Raw genomic sequence first — 19,218 nt, 5'->3', positions numbered from 1 at the left:
GGCCATCCCCGTTTGCCTAGCCGGACCGATATCAGGATTTGATCGGGGTCAGCGAGCCGTGGCCCCCGCCCGGGGTCATGATGCTGGTGCACGTGCCGCCCTTGACGAATTTCCACGCATTGCCCTGGAAATCCATGGTCGAGGTGCCTTGGCAGGTCGTACCGGGGCCTGCGGCGCAATCGTTCTGCCCCTTCAGCGCGACGCCGTAGCATTTTTCTTTTTTTGCAGCGACTGCCGCGTCGGCCTCGGCCTTTGTCAAAGGGGCGGCGTGGGCGAGCGAGGCAAAGACGGTGGCGACGGCGCTGGCAAGCAGCGCGGACGTGACGGTGGTTTTTGCGGACATGTGAATCTCTCCATTGGTTGGATCAGCGGTATCCATAGCGGATACATCAGCTAATTCGCTGCAATGGGAGATTGGGTTACAGGGCGAGCGTCTTTTTTTTTAATCGGATGCCCGGGCCGTTACATGTTCAGCTGGGCCGATCGCCTTTTAGCGTGATGCGGTGCATGACGCGGCGAAACCCGTGATAGTCATTAATAGGGTTATGCATGGTGCAGCGATTGTCCCAGAACGCAATCGCGTTCGGCGACCAGACAAATCGACAGGTGAACTCCGGTTTGACCTGGTGTTCGAACAGGAACGACAGCAGCGACGCGCTTTCCTGGTCGCTCATGCCTTTGATGCCCGCGGTGTGTGCCACGTTTACATATAGCGATTTACGGCCCGTTTCCGGGTGCGTGCGCACAATGGGGTGCTCGGCAATGTAGTTTTGGGGGGCTTCTTTCTTGCCATCGGACTTGATACGGTCTTCGCGGGTGCGGGACACGTCTGCCTTGGCAGAGGTACTGATGCCTTGCAAACCGTCCAATAGACGTTTCATCGTGTCGGATAGCGTCTCGTAGGCCAGGTATTGATTGGCAAACAGCGTATCGCCGCCATAGGGCGGGATCTCGCGCGACAGCAGCATGGAGCCCATCGGGGGCTCTTCCAGGTAGGTGGTGTCCGAATGCCAGATTCCACCGAAGTTCGAGCGCTCGTTTTCCAGCTTTTTGACTTCGATGATTTGGGGAAACCCTTCCAGCCCGTTGACGAACGGGTATTCGATCGGTGTCCCCATGGCATTGGCGAAATCCAGAAACTGCTGTTTAGTCAGGTCTTGATCCCGCAGAAAAATGACTTGATGCTCAAGCAACGCCTGCCGCACAGCGCGGGCTTGCGAGGCGTCGAGCTTCTGGCGCAAGTCGATGCCGCTGATCTCTGCTCCCAACGCGCCTGCAATTTTCCGGGTTTCCATAGTGTCTCCGTATTTGACGTGCCGGTCCCGAATGGCCGGTCGTCATGTGTATGATTGACAGACACAACGATAAATCATACGGAGACAAGATGCGAATGATCCTGAAAATGGCGAGTTCGGCTCTGGCTGCCGCCTGTATGCTGGGGGCGGCCATCGCCGCAGAGACCTTTCCCGACAAGCCTGTCCATCTGGTCGTGCCGCAAGCGCCCGGCGGTGCATCGGATACGCTGGCCCGCATCATGGCGCAGGCGTTGGGGCAGAAATGGAAACAACCGGTGGTCGTGGAAAACCGGGCGGGCGCTGGCGGCAATATCGGTATGGAATATGTGGTGAACGCTGGCGATGACGGGTACACCTTGTTGATGAGCTATGAGGGCTCGCACGCGATCAATCCGGCGCTGTACAAGAACTTGCCGTTTGATGTGAAGAAAGACTTCACGCCCGTTGCGACCCTGGCAACCTTGCCATTTGTTGCCGTGACCAGCCCCAAGTCCGGCATCAAGAGTCTGCCTGATCTGGTCGAGGCCGCTAAAAAAGGCCGCGTGACCTATGGCTCCGCCGGCAATGGGTCGGTCAATCATCTGCTCGGAGAAATGTTCAATTCCGCTGCCGACGTCAAAATGGCGCACGTACCGTATCGAGGCGCGGCCCCTGCGATTCAGGACTTGCTGGGCGGCCAGATCGATGTGGTGTTCACCAGTCTGCCTTCAGTGAAGGGCTACATCGATTCGAAAACGCTGGTGCCGTTGGCCGTGACCAGTGCCAAGCGATCCGCCAACGCTCCTGATATTCCCACGATTGCGGAACAGGGCTATCCCTCATTCGATGTGAACCCTTGGTTTGGATTGTTCACGGCGTCCGGGGTCAGTGCGGACAAGATTCAGTTCATGAATCGCGATATCAGTGCGTTGTTGAATACCCCGGAGATCCAGCAAAAATTTGCCGCGCAAGGTGCTGTCACCTATGTCTCTACACCTGAGGATTTTGGCCGGCAGGTCGATGCGGCACTGGAGCGCTGGGCAGAGGTTGTAAAAGCCTCGGGCGCGCGGGTGGAGTGATCTGCGTGCCTGGCCCTCCGTCGTGCTCGCAGTTCGACGAGCCCAGCAGGCACATACGCATATCCGCCTAATTGTTGATTATTTTCGAATTAACAAGGCAATTTCACGCTATTTATTCATTTTTGGCCAAATGACATCATGCTCCCCATGGTGCAAACGGCCCCGCCCGTTTGAGCTCTCAATCGTTTACTACAGGACTGAGCGCGTCTCAGGGAGGCTCCAATGGCAAATAGCGCGACATCTACCCATTTGAAAGTCGTGATTGGCGAGGCGGTCATCGCGTCGTCTGCGGCGACGCTCAGCACGGCAGCGCTGGAAGTGCCGGTATGGGCCATGTTCGTAGGCTGGATTTCTTTTTTCACGCGCGGCGTGAACCTGAAACAAGGCGCGATCAATCTGGCTTGCGTGTTGATCGGCCTGGCCTTAGGTATTGGCGCCGCACATGCAATGGCCGTACTCACTCCACTGCTTGGCGGCTACGCAATCAGTGCCGTTGTTTTTGCGGTCACCGGCATTGCCCTCTCGTTGGCAAAAGTGCCCGTGTTCAACAACCTGCTGGGTTTCTTTCTCGGTTTGGTCGCCTATTTCGCCTCGCATCAGCCGCCTTCGATGTCGGCATTCACCATGCTGACCGTGGCAGCCACGCTGGGGGCGACAGCAGCGTTTCTCGCGCATGCACTGCAAAAGCGCATTCACCAGAATGCAGGTCAAGCGAAATTCGTTTCTTAGGGCGGCGACATGCAAATCTCTCATTCCACTGCCCCCGTTGTTGCCGAAAATCCATCGCCGTCTGCCGAGCGACTGTTGTTTCCTGCACTGGGTTCGTTCTACAGCCGTGCAGAACCTGTGCTGTACGCCGTATTGCGGGTGGTCTTTGGCATCGTCATGTTCACGCACGGCCTGCCCAAGGCCCTGGGCATTTCTCATGGATCCATGGCCGATCCGATGGCAGGCTCCATCAACCTCATCCAGAACGTAATGGGGCTGCCGTTTGCGCCGCAATTAGGGTTTCTCGTCATGTTGCTTGAGACCGTCGGTGCGGTAATGCTGGCGATCGGGTTATGGGCTCGTCCCGTTGCGTTAGCCATCACCGTGCAGATGGCGGGAATTTGTTATGCACTGGGGCCCACCTGGCCGTGGATTGACCGTGGCATAGAGTTTCCCATGCTGATGTTGTTTCTAGCGCTGTATATTGCAGTGCGTGGCAGCGGTAGTTTTGCCGTGGATCGCAAGCTCAAAGTTTCCATTTGAATCGTGTGACATTCGGCTTGCGGCTGCCCCCACTGTAGCGCCCTGCAAGCATAGGGAATGTCATTGTGAAAACAACCCGTCGTCGGATATACATGCCAGGCCGTGCAGCGCTCGGTATTGCCGCTTTGCTGATCACTGCCGCATGTGCTGTGACAGAGCGTCCAGATGCTCCCCTGCGTCAGATTTCCTTTGACACATATCGGCAGGATACTGTCCAGCTGCTGCAGCAGCGGCGCGCCTTTCAGGGCGCGGACCAGGTTGCGGAGATCGAATGGAATGCGCCCCATGAATGGCGGCCAGCAGGGCAGCCTCATAAAGGCATATTGCTCGTTCACGGGTTGGGCGACTCGCCCTGGTCCTTTCACGATATAGGCCAACAGCTGGCTGATCAGGGCTTTCTGGTTCGTACGGTATTGCTGCCAGGACATGGTACGCGTCCAGAGGACATGTTGGATGTGACACTGGAGGACTGGCGCCGAGTGGTGGCAGAACAAGCGCAGGCCTTGAGCCGTGACGTCGATCAGGTCTATCTGGGTGGATTTTCGACCGGCGCTAATCTGGTCCTGGATTATGCCTACGCGCATCCCGACATCCAAGGGCTGCTGCTCTTTTCGCCCGCCTTTATGTCGAACAGTTCCTTTGACTGGTTGGCGCCTCTGGTCAGTTGGGCCCGACCTTGGCTGCTGGCGGCGGATAACGGCCGGCCGATGCAGACTGTTGTACGGTATATGAACGTGCCAACGAATGGCTTTGCACAGTTTTACCGCAGCAGCCGCTCGGTGCGGCTGGCAATGCGCGGCGCGCCTTATGGCAAGCCCGTCCTGATGGTCGTGGCCGAAAATGATTCGGTGCTCGATAGCAGTTATTTGTCGAACGTGTTCGGCACGCAGTTCACCCATCCGGCGAGTCGGTTAATCTGGTATGGAAAAGATCGCGACCTGTTCCAGCAGGATCAACGAGTCTTGGTGCGGTCGGATTATCTGCCGGAACTGCAGATCAGCCAGTTTTCCCATATGGGTGTACTGTTTTCCCCGCGCAATGATTTGTATGGCGCCAGCGGTAGCCTGCGTATGTGTTGGAATGGGCAGGCCGAAGCGGCGCGCACCGAATGCGAGCAAGGGGCGCCTGTCTGGTTCTCTGACTGGGGCTATATTGAGCCGGGAAAGATTCACGCACGGCTTACCTTCAATCCTTATTTCGATTGGCAGAATCAGATCATGGCCCAAGTGCTGGACGAGTCCTCCGAAGAGTTGGCCCTGCCTCGCCCATCGGCGCGCACGGCGCTGGATTAGCGTGCTTCTACTAACGTAACGACTGACGCGCCATGGATCGATTTCTCACCCTGCAACTGTTCAATCGAATCGTCGAACTCGGCAGCTTTACAGAAGCCGCAGAAATGCTGAATCTGCCTCGTGCGACCGCGACACACGCCATCAAGCAGATGGAGAGCCGATTGGGGGCACGACTGCTGGATCGCACGACCCGTCACGTCAAGCCGACCTTGGATGGGCAAGCCTTCTATGAGCGCAGCAAGCGTGTCTTGGCCGAGCTCGAGGATGCCGAAGCGTCTCTCAGTACGCACGTCGCCAATCCACGCGGGACGCTGCGGCTGGACGTGCATGGCGTGCATGCGACGATGATTCTATTACCCCACATCACCGAGTTTCGAGAGCGCTATCCGAATATCGACGTGGTGCTCAGCAGCGGCGATCGCCTCGTCGACTTGGTCAAGGAGGGTATCGACTGCGTAGTGCGAGCGGGCCAGCCGCGCGACTCTACGCTGGTCGCCAGAAAATTGGCGGACCTGCCAGAGATCATCTGCGCCAGTCCGGAATATCTGAATCGATATGGCACACCGAAGCATCCCAGCGATCTGGAACAGCATCAAGGGATAGGTTTTTTCTCTCGCGGAAATAACTACCGTTACCCGTTCTCCGTGATCATGGACGGAGAGGTACAAGAATTCGAAGCCAGCGGCTGGATCTCGGTCAGTGATGCCGAATGCTATACCACCGCCGCGCTGGCCGGCTGCGGATTGATCCAGGTGCCACGGTTTCGATTGGAAGAACACCTGAAGACCGGCAGGCTGGTCCAAGTCCTGCCGGAATGGCGTTGCCCCGATTTGCCGATCTCCGCCCTTTATCCGTTTCACCGTCAGCTGTCGCCGAGGGTGCGTGTATTTATTGACTGGGTTCGCGAACTGTATGAGGAGAGGTTCGGGGCAGTCAGCGGTCAATGACCGCTGGGATGCGTTGGTGCGTTATTCCACTTTCCCGATATCCTGCACCGCTTTTCTCAATAACGCATCGTCCTCATCCCAATACGCCTGGAACGCATCGGCGTCCAGATAGTCGATAGGACTGCCTGCCGTCAGGATTTTTGCTTGCACGTCCGGATCGTTTGCCACGGTCTTGGCTGCATCACGCAATCGTTTGATCACGTCAGCGGGTACGTCTTTCGGCACAAAGATGCCTGACCACTGCACAAACTTCACGTCATATCCCTTGTCGGCCAAACTCGGCGTATCGGGCAGTGCGTCCAGCGGCTTGTCGCCCCAATGCGCCAGGGGCCGTACCGTGCCTGCCTTGACATGCTGCAGAACGCTGGAGGGGCCCGTCGATATCGCATCGACCTGGCCGCCCAGCAATGCCGCTACGGCCGGGCCCGCGCCTGTGTAGGGGACATGGGTCATCTTGATGTCCGCGTTTTTCTCCAGCATGGCCATGGGCACGTGCATGGATCCATAGATTCCCGAGCTGCCGTAGTCGACTTTGCCCGGCGCCTGTCGGGCCGCTGCGACAAATTCATCGACTGTTTTCCAAGGGGATTTTGCAGACACTACCAGCACGGTGGGGTCCGCAGTGATGCGTGCGATGGGCTTGAAGTCCGTGGTGTTGTATGCCGCTTTACGTCCCAGTATTTTGTCGGCCTCGGGCAAAATCGAGATAGACGAAAGCATCAGCAAAATGGTGTAGCCATCCGGCTTGGCGCGTGCCGCCTCGCCGGTGCCAATGGCGCCGCCTGCTCCTGCCTTGTTCTCGACAACGACCTGTTGCCCTAGCGCTTTGCCAAGCGCATCGGCGATGGGGCGTGCGACCGTATCGGTCACGCCGCCTGGAGGGAAGGGCACGATCATGGTGATCGGACGGGTTGGATAATCGGCCCAGGCCGTGCTTGAGGCTATCAGGGCCATGCCGACTGCGAGTGTTTTTAATGTCGTCGTATTCAATGTTGTCTCCTTCACCGAAGCCTACTGCGGGCTTTTTTTTCGTACGTTGCCGCTCGCACGGCCTATCTAAAGGTGTTTTCGAGTGTGCCTATGCCATCGATCTGAATGCGAACGCGGTCACCGGACTTCAAGTAGCGAGGCGGGTTGAATCCCATGCCCACGCCAGCAGGTGTGCCGGTGGCGATGATGTCGCCCGGGTAAAGCGTTATCCCGCGCGAGCAGGTCTCGATCAACGTAGGCAAGTCGAAAATCAGGTCGCGGGTCTGACCGTCCTGCCGCAATTCGTCATTGACCCAGCAACGCACACGCGTATCGGTGGCATCGAATGCGTCAGCCGTGATCAACCATGGTCCCATGGGGCAAAAGGTGTCGAACGACTTGCCCAGGTCCCATTGTTGATGGCGCATCTGCACATCGCGTGCGGTCACATCGTTGACGATGGTGTATCCCCAGACATGGCTCATCGCATCGGCTTTGCTGATGTTCTTGCCGCCCTTGCCGATCACGATCGCCAACTCGGCCTCGTAGTCGATTTGCTCGGTGATGCCAACGGGCAGGATGACATCTTCACCATGGGCGATGACCGTTTCGGGCACCTTGGTGAAAACGATGGGCCATGCTGCGGGATCGGCATTGTTGGCCTTGAATACCGAGCCAGAGAGCTCCTTGGCATGTGCATGGTAGTTGCGGCCGACGCAGAAAATATTGCGCCGGGGACGCGGCACAGGAGCAAGCAGCTTTACCGAATCGAATGGCACTGGGGCGGCTCGGTTCAATGTAGCGAGACGGGCCGGATCTGCGAATGCCTGTATCAAGCCAAGGACGCCTTGCTCGGTCGTTCCGGGAGGGATGTCCAATAATGCCTGCACCGTCAGTGCGTCGTCGCTGACGACACCGACATAGCGTTGTTGGTCTTTCGTGTAGGTGGCTATACGCATAGATTTCCTTCGATGGGTGACGCCGGTGGCCTCATATAAATGAATATGGACCATTTTTGTACCAATGCAGCATATTGGTATGGAAATCTGAGTATATGGTTCTGCAGTAGGTCACGCAATAACTGTGAGTTCGTGTAAATTTTGACAACCCGCGCTATCGTATTTTGAGTACCAATTGGTATAAAAATGCTATGCTGCCAGCATTGTTTTTTGTACCCATCCCCATGACATCAGACGTACTTGTATCGGGCTTGCGTAGTGCTGGGGCACAAGCCTTGGCGGCCTATCTGCAGGCAGAGATTCGCTCGGGCAACATCCCCGTCGGCGTGAAACTACCCGCTGAACGAGAGCTGAGTCAGCGCTTCAATACATCGAGAGGTTCTGTACGACGCGTGTTGTCAGCATTGAGAGATCGCGGCTGGATTACGCAAACGGTCGGCAGCGGCACATTTGCCGCGCGTCCTGCACTAGAGGAATCGATAGGTGCGGGCGGTGATGACCTTGTGCTGGATCAAACCAGTCCCGCCGAACTCATGGAGGCCCGTCTGCTGATCGAGCCGCTCATGCCGACCCTGATCGTGCGCCATGCTTCGCGCAGCGATTTTTCCCGCATGCATGAATGCCTGATAAACGGAGAGCGGGCTCAAACGGTGGAAGAATTTGAGCGGTGGGACGGCGAGCTGCACCAGGCATTCGCGCTCGCCACACACAATCGCTTCTTTTTGCAAGTGCTGGCGCTCAGCAACCGCGTGCGTCAGCAGGATGATTGGGGCAGACTAAAGCGCAATTCGCTCACGCCGGAACGCCGGGCGGAATATGAGCGTCAACATCGCGCCATCGTTGCCGCGTTGGAAGACCGCGACGCGGAAACCGCACGCGAGGCGCTGGTTGCGCATCTGGTGCAGATCCAGAAAAATCTATTTGATCCGCCGGTAGCGGAGTGAGGGCTCATTGCTACGGCAGTTCCACTCAGCCGCATGCAGTTTCAGTTGACGGCGTTGAAGGCATCGCTATAGCGCACGGTCCCCGCAGGTACTGGCCCCAGCATAGCCAACGCCATGAAATACGCTGGGGGTACGTCCGGCAACTGCAAGTCCGAATGGCACTGAAAACCAAAGCGCGTGTAATACGCCGGCTCGCCCAGCACTACGCAACCGGCAGCGTTGTTCGTCCGTAGTTCCATCAACGCTTGTTTGATCAGCTGCGAGCCGATGCCTTGTCCTTGCTTGGCCGGCAATACAGAGATCGGCCCCAGCCCGTACCAGTCGGACGCTTCATGGCCGTGATCACCGGTGATGGCAACGGGCGACAGCGCGACATGGCCGACGACTTGTCCTTGTTCCTCGGCGACAAGTGAAAGCGTCAGTTGATCGCTCGTTCTCAAGGCGCGCACGATGAACTGCTCGGTATGGCTCGTGTGAGCCGCCTCTGCAAAGGCCGCGATGGTGACCGCCTCGATAGCGGCGATATCGTCGGGTGTTTCGTGTCGGATCTGGACGGTCATGGGTGTCGCTCTCGGCTACTGGGGAACATTGAGAACCAATCTCGCGGTGAGTGTCGCCCTAATGTAGCAACATATTCGTACCGTGTATGCGTCCTGCATCAGAAATTCATTGTCGCCGAGAGCATCAGTGCGCGTCCTTCGCTCACATTCAGCGTGCCGGCCCCGGGGTATGTGGTCCAGAAACTCTTGTTGAACACATTGCGCAGATTTGCTCTCAGGGTGATCGGATATCCGCCTGAATGTTCCAACACGTAGCGCGCCCCGAGGTCCACCGTGGTCCATGGCTTGATGGACTGGGTATTGGCGGCGTCAACATATTGCCGGCTCGCATGCATCACGCGTGAAGTCAGTGTCAGTCCGGTGACAAACGGCGTATCCCACTCAACACCTAATGTGAAGTGATGACGCGATGTGCCGGGCGCTGTTTTCCCATCGTTGACACCGCCTGCGGTGTGAGTGAGTTTCGCATCCAGCAGCATGTATCCGCCCAGCACACGCAGGCCGCGCCACGGTTCGCCCGCCACGTTAAGCTCTATGCCGCGATTACGTTGCTCGCCATCGCCGTTCAATGTATTGGAGACCGGATCGGCAATGGCCGATGCTTGTTCGATCTGGAATGCCGACAGTGTTGTACTGAGATTTCCCCAATCGACCTTGACGCCAGCTTCGTATTGTTTTGAGAGATACGGCTCGAGCACTTCATTGGCGTTGGCGTAGCTCGCGCCTACGACAGCACCCTGTTGCATACCTTCGATGTAGCTCGCGTATAACGAAACGTCGTCTGCTGGTTTGACAACCAGGCCAACCATCGGTGTGTACTCTGTCTTGTCATAGCGCGACGTGCGCTCGTTGGTCGCGATGTTGTAGTTGTCCGCCATGATTCTTTGCTTGCGCACGCCGACCGTCAATTGCGCGCGTTCATCGAGAATCGAGAGCGTGTCGGACAGCGCGTAACCGGATAGCACCGTTCTGCTGATGCGGTTGCGTGATGGGGGATCCATGTCGGGTTTGTCCAGGAAAACAGGGTCATAGATGTTGGATTTGATCGAGCCCAGCGTGATCGTTCCCGCGCTTGTGCGATCCGCTTTGTAGCCGTTGACGCTGAAGCTGAGGTCATGCCGCACAGGCCCCGTATCCACTCGTGCGCGCAGACCGGCTTCGCCGACGGTGCGTTCGATGCCAGTGAAATTCATGCGGCTGGTGCTGAGGAAATCCCCGTTCTCTTGCAGTTGTGTGCCGAAATCGAGGGCTTGTTTCCAATCGGTATTGCTACGGCCGACGCTCGCATATGCGGTCACTCGCGTATTGATGTCGTACTCGCCGCGCAGCATGCCGTAGAGGTCCTCGGTATCGACAAAATTCCATGGCGACATAAAGCTCTTGTCGGCCGATGGCGGATTCGGGATGGACTGTCCGACGGCTGGCGCAATGGTGCTGTTCGCCCGGTCAGTGTGCATATTCTGGTAGCCTACATCGGCCGACAGGCGGAACCGATCGCCGCGATAGTCCACGCCCAAGGTAAAGGTACCGAGCCGTTGAGACTGCTGATCGACCGAGGTATCGCCGTCCCGATACATGGCGTTCAGGCGAATGCCGACACGGTTTTCCGGCCCGAAACGGCGGCCGATATCTATATGGCCGCCGAACTGCGAATCGGATAGATAGCTGGCCGTGAATGACGTCAGCGGAGCATCCCCAGCACGCTTGGGCACCAGGTTAATCGCTCCGCCCGTACCACTGGGCGACATGCCGTTCAGAAACGCGGTTGGCCCTTTGATGACCTCTACGCGTTCGATGCCTGTCAACGTGGTCTGATTGTTCGGCGCTAATCCGAACAAGCCGTTAAACCCAACCGATCCGTTACCCAACAAGAGTCCGCGCACTGTGAATGTGTTGGCGTAGCTGGCATTGGTCGGATCGACATTCAGAATGGCCGGATCGTTGGTGACGATGTCGGCCACGCTCTGCGCTTGCTGGTCCTCGATTGTCTGCAGGGTATAGCTGTTTACGGAGAACGGGATATCCATGATGTCCCGATCACCCAACACACCCATTCCGGCGCCGCGTGCTATCTGCCCGCCGGCATAGGGCGGGGGCAAGTCTGGACGGTCCCCGCTGGCGCCGACGACGGTGACGACGGGCAGTTCTGCCGCCCCACCTGTCGTGGGGCGCTGGCGCAACGAATAACTGCCGTCCGGACGCGCAACCGATTCCAATTGAGTACCCGCCAATAGCACCGACAAGGCCTGCGGCACGCTATACCGGCCTTGTAAACCCGCCGTCCGTTTACCCGTCACCAGCGCATTATCGAACGTCAATAGAATTCCCGCCTCGTTACCGAAACGTGTGAGGGCCGGCCCCAATTCACCTGGCGGCAGGTTGTAGGTGGCCTCGGCGGCTTGAGCGTACGCCGGGATAGCCAGTGACATTGCGGCCAGCCCGGCAACGGCCCCGGTGAGCACCGCGCAATATGAGTGACGCACGAGGTGCCGTCGGACAATGGCGCGCGGTGTGCGCGATAGCGATCTGTTCAGCTTGCCTGGGGTCATTCGACGTCCTTGAATCAGGTAGAAAATGAGGCTTCTATCTGTAAGGCCGAACGAAAAACGCAAACAGCTCACGTTATTCAAAAAAAAGTGTCATCACGACGCGCGCGCCCGCAGCGTGACCCAATAATTTGTGTAGCGCCGCACGTCGACCGGCAGCTCATACTCCAGTGCGCGCAGAATCCGGTCCGTGTCCGCGAGCGGAAATGTTCCCGAGACCGGCAGCGAGGCGATCTCGTCGTCGCACCCCAAATGGCCACGCCGATACCGAGATAGTTCCTCCAGGAATTGGCGCAAGGGCATTTCCGTGGCCACCAGCATGCCGCGCGCCCAGGTGGCGCTGGTCTCCTGGGCAGGGCCAGCAGCGGTGACACGCATATCGTCAAAGCGCACGCGAAAACCGGCGTGTATGACTTCTGCGACGGAATCGTTACGCGCGGCGCGAACTTCCACCGCGCCTTCATACACCTGCAGTTCGCTATCGTCGCCGTCTTGCCGGACCAGGAAACGCGTTCCCAGGGCACGTAATGTTCCGTGAGCAGTCTCCACCAGAAAGGTACGGCGGTGGGGGCCGGTATCGGCGGCCGTTGTCACCAGAATTTCGCCATGTAATAGCACTACCCGGCGCTCATTCGCGTCATAGCGCACGTTGATGGCCGTGCCAGTATTCAATACGACGCTGGTCCCATCTGGCAGTGTCACATCACGGGACTCACCGATCCGTGTGGACTCGTCGGCGCTCCAGTCCGTCCAAGGAGCTAAACGCACGGTCGTTATGCCTGCGCCTGTTACGCCTGCGAGCAGCAATAGTGTCTTGATGGCTTGGCGTCGATTTGTGCGCCGGGGCGTCAGTAATGTGGCTTGAATAAGCGGTTCAGGGACACCATGCAACCGTCCTGTCACTGCCTGCACGCGCTGCCACGCGCGCTCGTGCTCCGGGTTCGCCTTGCGCCACTCGAGACATGCTTGACGCAGCGACGCCGTTGCCCCCTCGGACTGCAGGTCAACCCACCATTGGGATGCCTGACGTACGAGACGCGGGTCCAGGACGGAGTTGGGAGACGACGTCATGATCCCGTCACTGCAGCAGGCAGCATTGCGTGAGCCCACGCACAATATGGCGTTTCACCGTCGCGACAGAGATACCCAGCTCGGCGGCGATACGTGCGTGTGTCCATCCACTGAGCTGCGACAGCAGAAAAGCCCGCCGCACTGCCGGCGGTAGCTGGTCAAGCAAAGCATCCAGGGCGTTCAACGCCTCCAACTGCAATGCGCGTGTTTCCGGCGACGGTTGCAGCGGTTCCGGCAGTTGCTGCAGTGCCTCCAGATAGCGCTGCTCCAAAAGCTGGCGACGGCGAAAGTCATACACCAATCCGTTGGCGATCGTCGCCAGATACGACCTCGGTTCGCGAATGTTGACGGGTTCGCTCTTGCCGAGGATCCGGACAAACGTATCCTGAGCCAAATCGGCCGCATGATGCACGCAGCCCAGTTTGCTGCGCAGCCACTTTTGCAGCCAGAGATGATTCTCGGCGTACAAATCCTCGATAGCGTGGATATCGGGTAGGGGGCCGGCGGACATGGCGCAGTGAAGGGTAGATGAAAATGTTAATAATAACCATTTTCATAAAAATGGGGGCAGGAGTTTTTCCGGGTGCGAGGGGGACCGGTTTCCCGAGGCGCTTTGCCGTATCTGCGTGGCAATGAACCCTCGGTCCTGAGGTCGGTATACACTCGACCGAAAGCCAGTCGCCCTGACTGCTGTCGGGTCGGCCCTAGTACAACATTTAGGAGAGAAAACATGCCCAGTCTGTTGCCCGACGTAGATCCGGACGGTTTGCTGGAATACTCGGTGGTGTACACCGATCGTGCCGTCAATCACATGTCGAACGCTTTCCAGGGCGTGATGAAAGACATTTCCCGGGTGTTGAAGCAAACCTATAACGCCTCGGCGGCCATTGTGGTGCCGGGTAGCGGCACCTTTGGCATGGAGGCCGTCGCACGCCAATTTGCGACCAACAAGCGTTGCCTGGTTATCCGCAATGGCTGGTTCAGTTATCGCTGGACGCAGATTTTTGACATGGGCAGCATCCCGTCGGAATCGATTGTGCTCAAGGCGCGCCCTGTGAGCGCTGGCAGGCAGGCACCTTTCGCGCCCGCGCCGGTGGAAGAAGTCGTAGCGGCCATCAAGCAGCACAAACCCGATCTGGTATTCGCTCCGCACGTCGAGACGGCATCAGGCATCATCCTGCCCGATGATTACTTGCGCAAAGTCGCTGATGCGGTGCATGCCGAGGGCGGCCTATTTGTGCTGGACTGTATTGCGTCGGGCGCCATATGGGTCGATATGAAAGCGGTCGGCGTCGACATTCTCATCAGCGCTCCGCAAAAGGGCTGGTCGGCATCGGCGTGCTGCGGCCTGGTCATGTTGGGTGAGACGGCACGTCAGCGTATTGGCGATACGGTCAGCACCAGTTTTGCGGCTGATTTGCGTAAATGGCTGCAAATCATGGAGGCATACGAAAGCGGGGGCCATGCCTACCATGCGACTTTGCCTACGGATTCATTGACGGTCTTGCGCGATGCGATGTTGGAACTCGAAGCCTATGGCGTCGATAAAGTGCGCGCGGAACAACAGGCGCTGGGCGATGCCGTGCGCGCATTGTTGCGAGACAAGGGGTTCAAGAGCGTGGCGGCTGATGGCTTTGCTGCCCCCGGCGTTGTCGTGAGTTATACCGATGATGACGGCATACATTCGACTCGCAAATTCGCCGCAGTAGGGATACAAGCGGCTGCGGGTGTGCCGCTGCAATGCGACGAACCGAGCGATTTCAAGACCTTCCGGTTGGGGCTGTTTGGCTTGGACAAGCTGCACAATCTGGACCGCACCGTGGGAAATCTGAAACGGGCACTGGATGCCATGTCGTGATGGCGCTGTAGCCATGCTATGACGATAGCGGGATCGTGATGATCCTGCTGGAGGACATTCTCCAGCAGGATCGATTGGACCGTTTTCAGCTCACCTGGACGTCGCCCAGCTTCTTGTACAGATGCGATCGTGAGATTCCCAGGTACTCCGCAGCCTTCTTTTTGTTTCCGTCGAATTTTTGCAGCGCATCGCGGATCAGGTCCAATTCCACGCGCGACTTGGCCTGACGTACATCGGCCGATTCCTTGGGGGCAAAAGGCAGGACGTCAGTCGGCGCTGTGATCTCGTGCAGCGCGGTATTCAACGGATCGAGGCTGACGCTCGTGTTCATTTCCAGCGGGACTTCGCAGTCGGAGCAGGTGATTTCGTTTTGCTCCGAAAAAATGGCCGCGCGTTCGACCGTGTGCTGCAACTGACGGACATTGCCGGGCCACGGCAATGATTGCAGATAAGCGATGACGCCCGGTCCGAAATACTTGCCCTTTACATTGTGGCGTTGCATGAATCGTTCGAGAAATGTCTGGGCCAGTAATGGCACATCCTCGAGGCGCTCACGCAGCGGCGGTACGCGGATAGTGACAGCGCTGATGCGGTAGAACAAATCGAGACGAAAGTCGCCATCAGCCAGCATGCGCTGAAAGTCGCGGTTGCTGGCCGATATCAGGCGAAAATCCGACCGGCGTTGCGCGCTGCTGCCCACCCGCTGAAAAGTACCGTCCTGCAGCGTGCGCAGCACCTTGACCTGTATGTCCAAGGGCATATCGCCGATTTCGTCCAGGAACAAGGTCGTGTGATCGGCTTCTTCGAATTTTCCTGTGCGGCCGCGCTTTTCGGCGCCGGTAAAAGCGCCGCCTTCGTAGCCGAATAGCTCGGCCTCCACCAGATTGCCCGGAATGGCCGCGGCGTTGACCAGCACCATGTCTTTGCTGCCGCGCGGACTGAGCTGATGGATGGCATGGGCGACCAGGTCTTTGCCCACGCCGCTTTCACCGACCAGCAGCACGGACACATCGAGGGCGGCGATTTTCTTGATGCGATCTTTCAGTTTGCGGATGGCGTCGCTCTCGCCGACGATGGAATCCATGCCGTGTATATTGCCGCGCAGACGCGGCAACTCACGCTCATAGAAACTGATCTCCTGGCGCAGGCGTCTGATTTCCTCGCTCAAGGCCTCGACGGCGGCCGGGCTTTTGAACATGACCTGACCGATCGCGCCGACGATGCGGCCTTCGGGATTGGTGATCGGTGTGCGGCTGACCACGCGGCTGGTTCCGCGCATACGTTGAATCTGACCGATTTCCGTTTTTCCGCTGCGCAGCACGGCGGGCAGGCGGCTGTTTTCAATGACGGTATTGACATCCGCGCCCCAGCTTTGCCCCCGCTGAACGCCGAAGAATTTCTCATGCACGGGACTCATGTACTGGATGCGAGCCTTGTCGTCGATGACGGTAATGGCCTCGTACGGGTCGGTCACGAAATGGCGCAGGATATCCGCCGAGAAATCCACACTGCTGACGAATTCGTAAAGTGCATCGCCGCTGTCGTGGCGATACAGCACAAAACAGCCTGTCCCGGCCGATACGAACGACACAACTGTTATCGGTTCGCTCGTGCCTTCGAGCGTGAACATGGGTGACACCTTGCGCAGGTCTCGATCCTTCCAGAGGGAAGTGAGTTTTTCCTGGATGTGTTTGTCCAGCCCGGTACCGGAGGCAAAAACGGCGTTACCCTCGGAGTCGAGTACCAGAACACCCTTGCGTGTACTTTGATTTTGTCTGCCTTCATCCATTTACATGTCCTTGTGCAATACATGGTGGACAATTTTTGGACACTTTAACACCCTGCCCAGTACGGCAGTAGAGGGAAGACACACTTGGCATGAATTGTGCTTGAAATGGGGAGGAGAACCAGGACAAGGTAACTGATGGTGGTGTGATCACGCCGTCAGCGCACAGAAGGATTCATGGAGGAGTGTTGTGAACACCATACTGACGTTGCATGATCCACAGACCGCCAGGGAAAACTACCTGAGCGGTGTGTGGCACCAGGACACACTGTATTCGCTGGCGCGCGAGCATGCCCGTGTGCGGCCCAATGCCTGCGCGGTACGTGACCCATATCGCCGTCTGACCTGGCGAGAGGTCCTCGCCAATGTCGATATCATTGCCGAGCACTTGTATCAGGGTGGCCTGCGGCGTGGCGACCGCGTGGCGATCTGGTTGCCCAACCGTATCGAGGCGGTGCTGATTTTCCTGGCATGTTCGCGCAACGGTTATGTATGTTGCCCGTCTTTGCATCAAAACTACACCAACGCCGAAATCGTCAAATTGCTCACGCGCATACGCTGCAAGGCATTATTCGCGCAGCAGGGCTACGGCGCTGACTCGGACCATTATTCGATCTTCAAGGAATCGGCTGGCATCTCGACGTTGAAGCAACTGTATGCATTGGCTCCGCAAGGCGCCGAGCCCGCGAGTGGTTGGCTGCCCGAGGGGGTGCTGCCGTTTCCTGACCATGTCAGCAGCATCGGAATCAGCAGCGCACCGGTGCTCGATCCAGACAAAGTGGTCTACCTGGCGTTCACTTCGGGCACGACCGGCGAGCCCAAGGGCGTGATGCACAGCGACAACACGCTGCTCGCCAACGGACGTGCATTGGTTGCGGACTGGAGGCATGATGCGTCGACGATTCTGCTCGCGCTCAGCCCCATGAGCCATCACATCGGCACGGTGGCGCTGGAACAGTCTCTGGTGGCGGGCATTGAACTGGTGCTGTACAACCCCGCCGCCAGCCGATCGACCCTGGATTGGGCGCTGGAAACCGGGGCTACGTATGTCATGGGCGTGCCGACGCATGCCATGGATATGCTGAATGCGTTGCGCGAGCGTGGTCTGAGCCAACTCGGCAACGTCACGGTGTTCTACATGGCGGGCGCACCCATTCCCCGCGAGGTGGCACAACGCTTCTTGGATCTGGGCGTCAAACCGCAGAATGTGTATGGGATGACGGAAAACGGTTCGCATCAGTACACGCTGCCCACGGATGACAGCAATACGATTGTGTCCACATGCGGGCGCGCCTGCAAAGGCTACGAGATCAGGATCTTCAATCCCGAAAACCCCGACCTTGAAGTGGCGCCGGGCGAGACGGGCGAGATCGGCGGTAAAGGTGGCGTGCTGACGCTGGGCTATTACGACAATCAGGATGCAACCGAGAAATCCTTTAATTCCTCGGGCTGGTTCCTGAGCGGCGATCTGGGCATGCTGGATGAAAACGGTTGCCTGCATGTGATGGGCCGCAAGAAAGACCTGATCATTCGCGGTGGCCACAATATCTATCCATCGCAGATCGAAGATCTGGCGCATCGGCATGCGGGCATCATCAAGTCTGCGGCTTTCCCGGTACCTGATGATCGCCTGGGAGAAAAAGTCTGTCTGGCGGTGATCTTCGCGTCCGGCGTTTCGCTGACCGCTGACGAAGTCCTGCAACACCTGCATGACGCGGGGCTGTCCAAGTACGACATGCCCGAGTATTTCCTCGCGATGGAGGCGTTCCCGCTCACTCCTAGCGGCAAGATCCTCAAACGCGAATTGGTCGAGTGGTTGAAGGACGGCCGTCTCGTGCCCGAACCGGTACGCTGGAAAGCGTCGTCGGCATCCAATGACGTCAACAATGCTATCAAGGAAAGGGTATCGCTATGAGCGTAAAGCTGGAGTATGACGGCGAGTTTGCGCATATCTCGCTCAATCGCCCTGAAGTGCTCAATGCATTGAGCTTCGAGGTCTTGTCTGAATTGAGTAGCGCGTTGACGCGGGTCGCCGAATCAGACGCGCGCGCATTGATTTTCACCGGTGCCGGTGAAAAGGCTTTTTGCGCAGGCGCAGACATTCCCGAGTTGATGAACCGGCCCTTGATGCAAGAGCTCGAAGGGGCTGCCAAAGGGCAAGCCGTCTTCAACCAGATTGCTGCGCTGAAGATTCCGTCCATCGCGGTGATTCATGGCTATGCCTTTGGTGGCGGCCTCGAACTCGCTCTCGCTTGCACCTTCCGGGTGGCGACAGAGCGTGCGAAGGTCGGATTGCCCGAGGTCAAGCTGGGTCTGATTCCAGGATACGGCGGCACCCAGCGGTTGCCGCGGCTGGTGGGCGAGGGACGCGCGTTGGACATGATCATGTCGGGTCGAACCGTCGCGGCGGAAGAAGCCGAGCGCATCGGTCTGGTCAACCGTATCGACAACGAGGGCAGCCCGTTGGAGATCGGTAAACGTTATCTGGAACCGTATCTGAAGCACAGTCTCTGCGCGCTGTTCTTCGCGCGCGAGGCAGTGCAGCGAGGCGGGCGCACTGGTCTGGAAGACGGCTTGCGCATCGAACGTGATTTGTCGACGCTCGCCTACCGCAGCGACGACGCTGCCGAGGGCCTGCGCGCCTTTGTGGAAAAACGGCCTGCCAATTTCAAGGACTGCTGA

Annotated in this window: 18 protein-coding genes; 9 read left to right on the top strand and 9 right to left on the bottom strand. The window is 58.1% G+C overall.

Features of this window, described 5'->3' with window-relative positions:
• Positions 1–31: 31 nt before the first annotated feature.
• Together CAL20_RS23695 and CAL20_RS23690 are read right to left on the bottom strand one after the other, a co-directional pair.
• A complete protein-coding gene (locus CAL20_RS23695) occupies positions 32–343 on the bottom strand; it encodes a BufA1 family periplasmic bufferin-type metallophore (RefSeq protein WP_094823551.1) in 312 nt (103 codons plus the stop codon).
• 127 nt (positions 344–470) lie between these two features.
• A complete protein-coding gene (locus CAL20_RS23690; protein WP_094839212.1) occupies positions 471–1,295 on the bottom strand; it encodes a TauD/TfdA dioxygenase family protein in 825 nt (274 codons plus the stop codon).
• An 89-nt stretch (positions 1,296–1,384) separates the two neighbouring features.
• Between CAL20_RS23690 and CAL20_RS23685 the strand changes: the two genes are divergently transcribed.
• The 5 genes from CAL20_RS23685 (at position 1,385) to CAL20_RS23665 (ending at position 5,843) form a co-directional block, all read left to right on the top strand.
• A complete protein-coding gene (locus CAL20_RS23685) occupies positions 1,385–2,353 on the top strand; it encodes a Bug family tripartite tricarboxylate transporter substrate binding protein (RefSeq protein ID WP_254924391.1) in 969 nt (322 codons plus the stop codon).
• 222 nt (positions 2,354–2,575) lie between these two features.
• Positions 2,576–3,082 (top strand): DUF1097 domain-containing protein, encoded by a 507-nt coding sequence (locus tag CAL20_RS23680; protein ID WP_094839211.1) that lies wholly within the window; start codon positions 2,576–2,578, stop codon positions 3,080–3,082.
• A 9-nt stretch (positions 3,083–3,091) separates the two neighbouring features.
• Positions 3,092–3,604: a DoxX family protein gene (locus tag CAL20_RS23675; RefSeq protein WP_094839210.1), complete on the top strand. Its 513-nt coding sequence runs from the start codon at positions 3,092–3,094 to the stop codon at positions 3,602–3,604.
• A 92-nt stretch (positions 3,605–3,696) separates the two neighbouring features.
• A complete protein-coding gene (locus CAL20_RS23670; RefSeq protein ID WP_094839209.1) occupies positions 3,697–4,896 on the top strand; it encodes an alpha/beta hydrolase in 1,200 nt (399 codons plus the stop codon).
• 32 nt (positions 4,897–4,928) lie between these two features.
• Positions 4,929–5,843 carry a LysR family transcriptional regulator gene (locus CAL20_RS23665; RefSeq protein WP_094839208.1) on the top strand — a complete coding sequence of 305 codons (915 nt, stop codon included), beginning with the start codon at positions 4,929–4,931 and terminating at the stop codon, positions 5,841–5,843.
• Between the two features lie 21 nt (positions 5,844–5,864).
• Here the strand turns inward: CAL20_RS23665 and CAL20_RS23660 are convergent, their stop codons facing one another.
• Positions 5,865–6,797 carry a Bug family tripartite tricarboxylate transporter substrate binding protein gene (locus CAL20_RS23660; protein WP_094839304.1) on the bottom strand — a complete coding sequence of 311 codons (933 nt, stop codon included), beginning with the start codon at positions 6,795–6,797 and terminating at the stop codon, positions 5,865–5,867.
• 98 nt (positions 6,798–6,895) lie between these two features.
• On the bottom strand, positions 6,896–7,771 hold the full coding sequence (locus CAL20_RS23655; protein WP_094839207.1) for a fumarylacetoacetate hydrolase family protein: 876 nt from the start codon (positions 7,769–7,771) through the stop codon (positions 6,896–6,898).
• Positions 7,772–7,995: 224 nt separating this feature from the next.
• Between CAL20_RS23655 and CAL20_RS23650 the strand changes: the two genes are divergently transcribed.
• Positions 7,996–8,715, top strand: a complete 720-nt coding sequence (locus tag CAL20_RS23650) for a FadR/GntR family transcriptional regulator (protein WP_094839303.1) — start codon at positions 7,996–7,998, stop codon at positions 8,713–8,715.
• A gap of 41 nt (positions 8,716–8,756) precedes the next feature.
• On the opposite strand, the gene CAL20_RS23645 is transcribed toward CAL20_RS23650, so the two are convergent.
• The 4 genes from CAL20_RS23645 to CAL20_RS23630 form a co-directional block, all read right to left on the bottom strand.
• Positions 8,757–9,275 carry a GNAT family N-acetyltransferase gene (locus CAL20_RS23645; RefSeq protein ID WP_094823543.1) on the bottom strand — a complete coding sequence of 173 codons (519 nt, stop codon included), beginning with the start codon at positions 9,273–9,275 and terminating at the stop codon, positions 8,757–8,759.
• Positions 9,276–9,373: 98 nt separating this feature from the next.
• Positions 9,374–11,824, bottom strand: a complete 2,451-nt coding sequence (locus CAL20_RS23640; protein ID WP_094839206.1) for a TonB-dependent receptor — start codon at positions 11,822–11,824, stop codon at positions 9,374–9,376.
• Positions 11,825–11,917: 93 nt separating this feature from the next.
• A complete protein-coding gene (locus CAL20_RS23635) occupies positions 11,918–12,892 on the bottom strand; it encodes a FecR domain-containing protein (RefSeq protein WP_094839205.1) in 975 nt (324 codons plus the stop codon).
• A 7-nt stretch (positions 12,893–12,899) separates the two neighbouring features.
• Positions 12,900–13,403 (bottom strand): sigma-70 family RNA polymerase sigma factor, encoded by a 504-nt coding sequence (locus CAL20_RS23630; protein ID WP_094839204.1) that lies wholly within the window; start codon positions 13,401–13,403, stop codon positions 12,900–12,902.
• Between the two features lie 219 nt (positions 13,404–13,622).
• Between CAL20_RS23630 and CAL20_RS23625 the strand changes: the two genes are divergently transcribed.
• Positions 13,623–14,750, top strand: a complete 1,128-nt coding sequence (locus CAL20_RS23625) for an aminotransferase class V-fold PLP-dependent enzyme (RefSeq protein WP_094823539.1) — start codon at positions 13,623–13,625, stop codon at positions 14,748–14,750.
• A gap of 85 nt (positions 14,751–14,835) precedes the next feature.
• On the opposite strand, the gene CAL20_RS23620 is transcribed toward CAL20_RS23625, so the two are convergent.
• Positions 14,836–16,539, bottom strand: coding sequence for a sigma-54 interaction domain-containing protein (locus CAL20_RS23620; RefSeq protein WP_094839203.1), 1,704 nt, complete (start codon positions 16,537–16,539; stop codon positions 14,836–14,838).
• A 187-nt stretch (positions 16,540–16,726) separates the two neighbouring features.
• Here CAL20_RS23620 and CAL20_RS23615 point away from each other — a divergent pair, with 187 nt between their 5' ends.
• Positions 16,727–18,451 (top strand): class I adenylate-forming enzyme family protein, encoded by a 1,725-nt coding sequence (locus tag CAL20_RS23615; protein WP_094823537.1) that lies wholly within the window; start codon positions 16,727–16,729, stop codon positions 18,449–18,451.
• Positions 18,448–19,218, top strand: coding sequence for an enoyl-CoA hydratase/isomerase family protein (locus tag CAL20_RS23610; RefSeq protein WP_094839202.1), 771 nt, complete (start codon positions 18,448–18,450; stop codon positions 19,216–19,218). Before CAL20_RS23615 ends, CAL20_RS23610 begins: the two co-directional genes overlap by 4 nt.

Source organism: Bordetella genomosp. 4, assembly GCF_002261185.1.
Classification (GTDB): Bacteria; Pseudomonadota; Gammaproteobacteria; order Burkholderiales; family Burkholderiaceae_B; genus Bordetella_A.
Note: the sequence above shows the minus strand (reverse complement) of the source record. Positions and strands in the feature narration are given on the sequence as shown.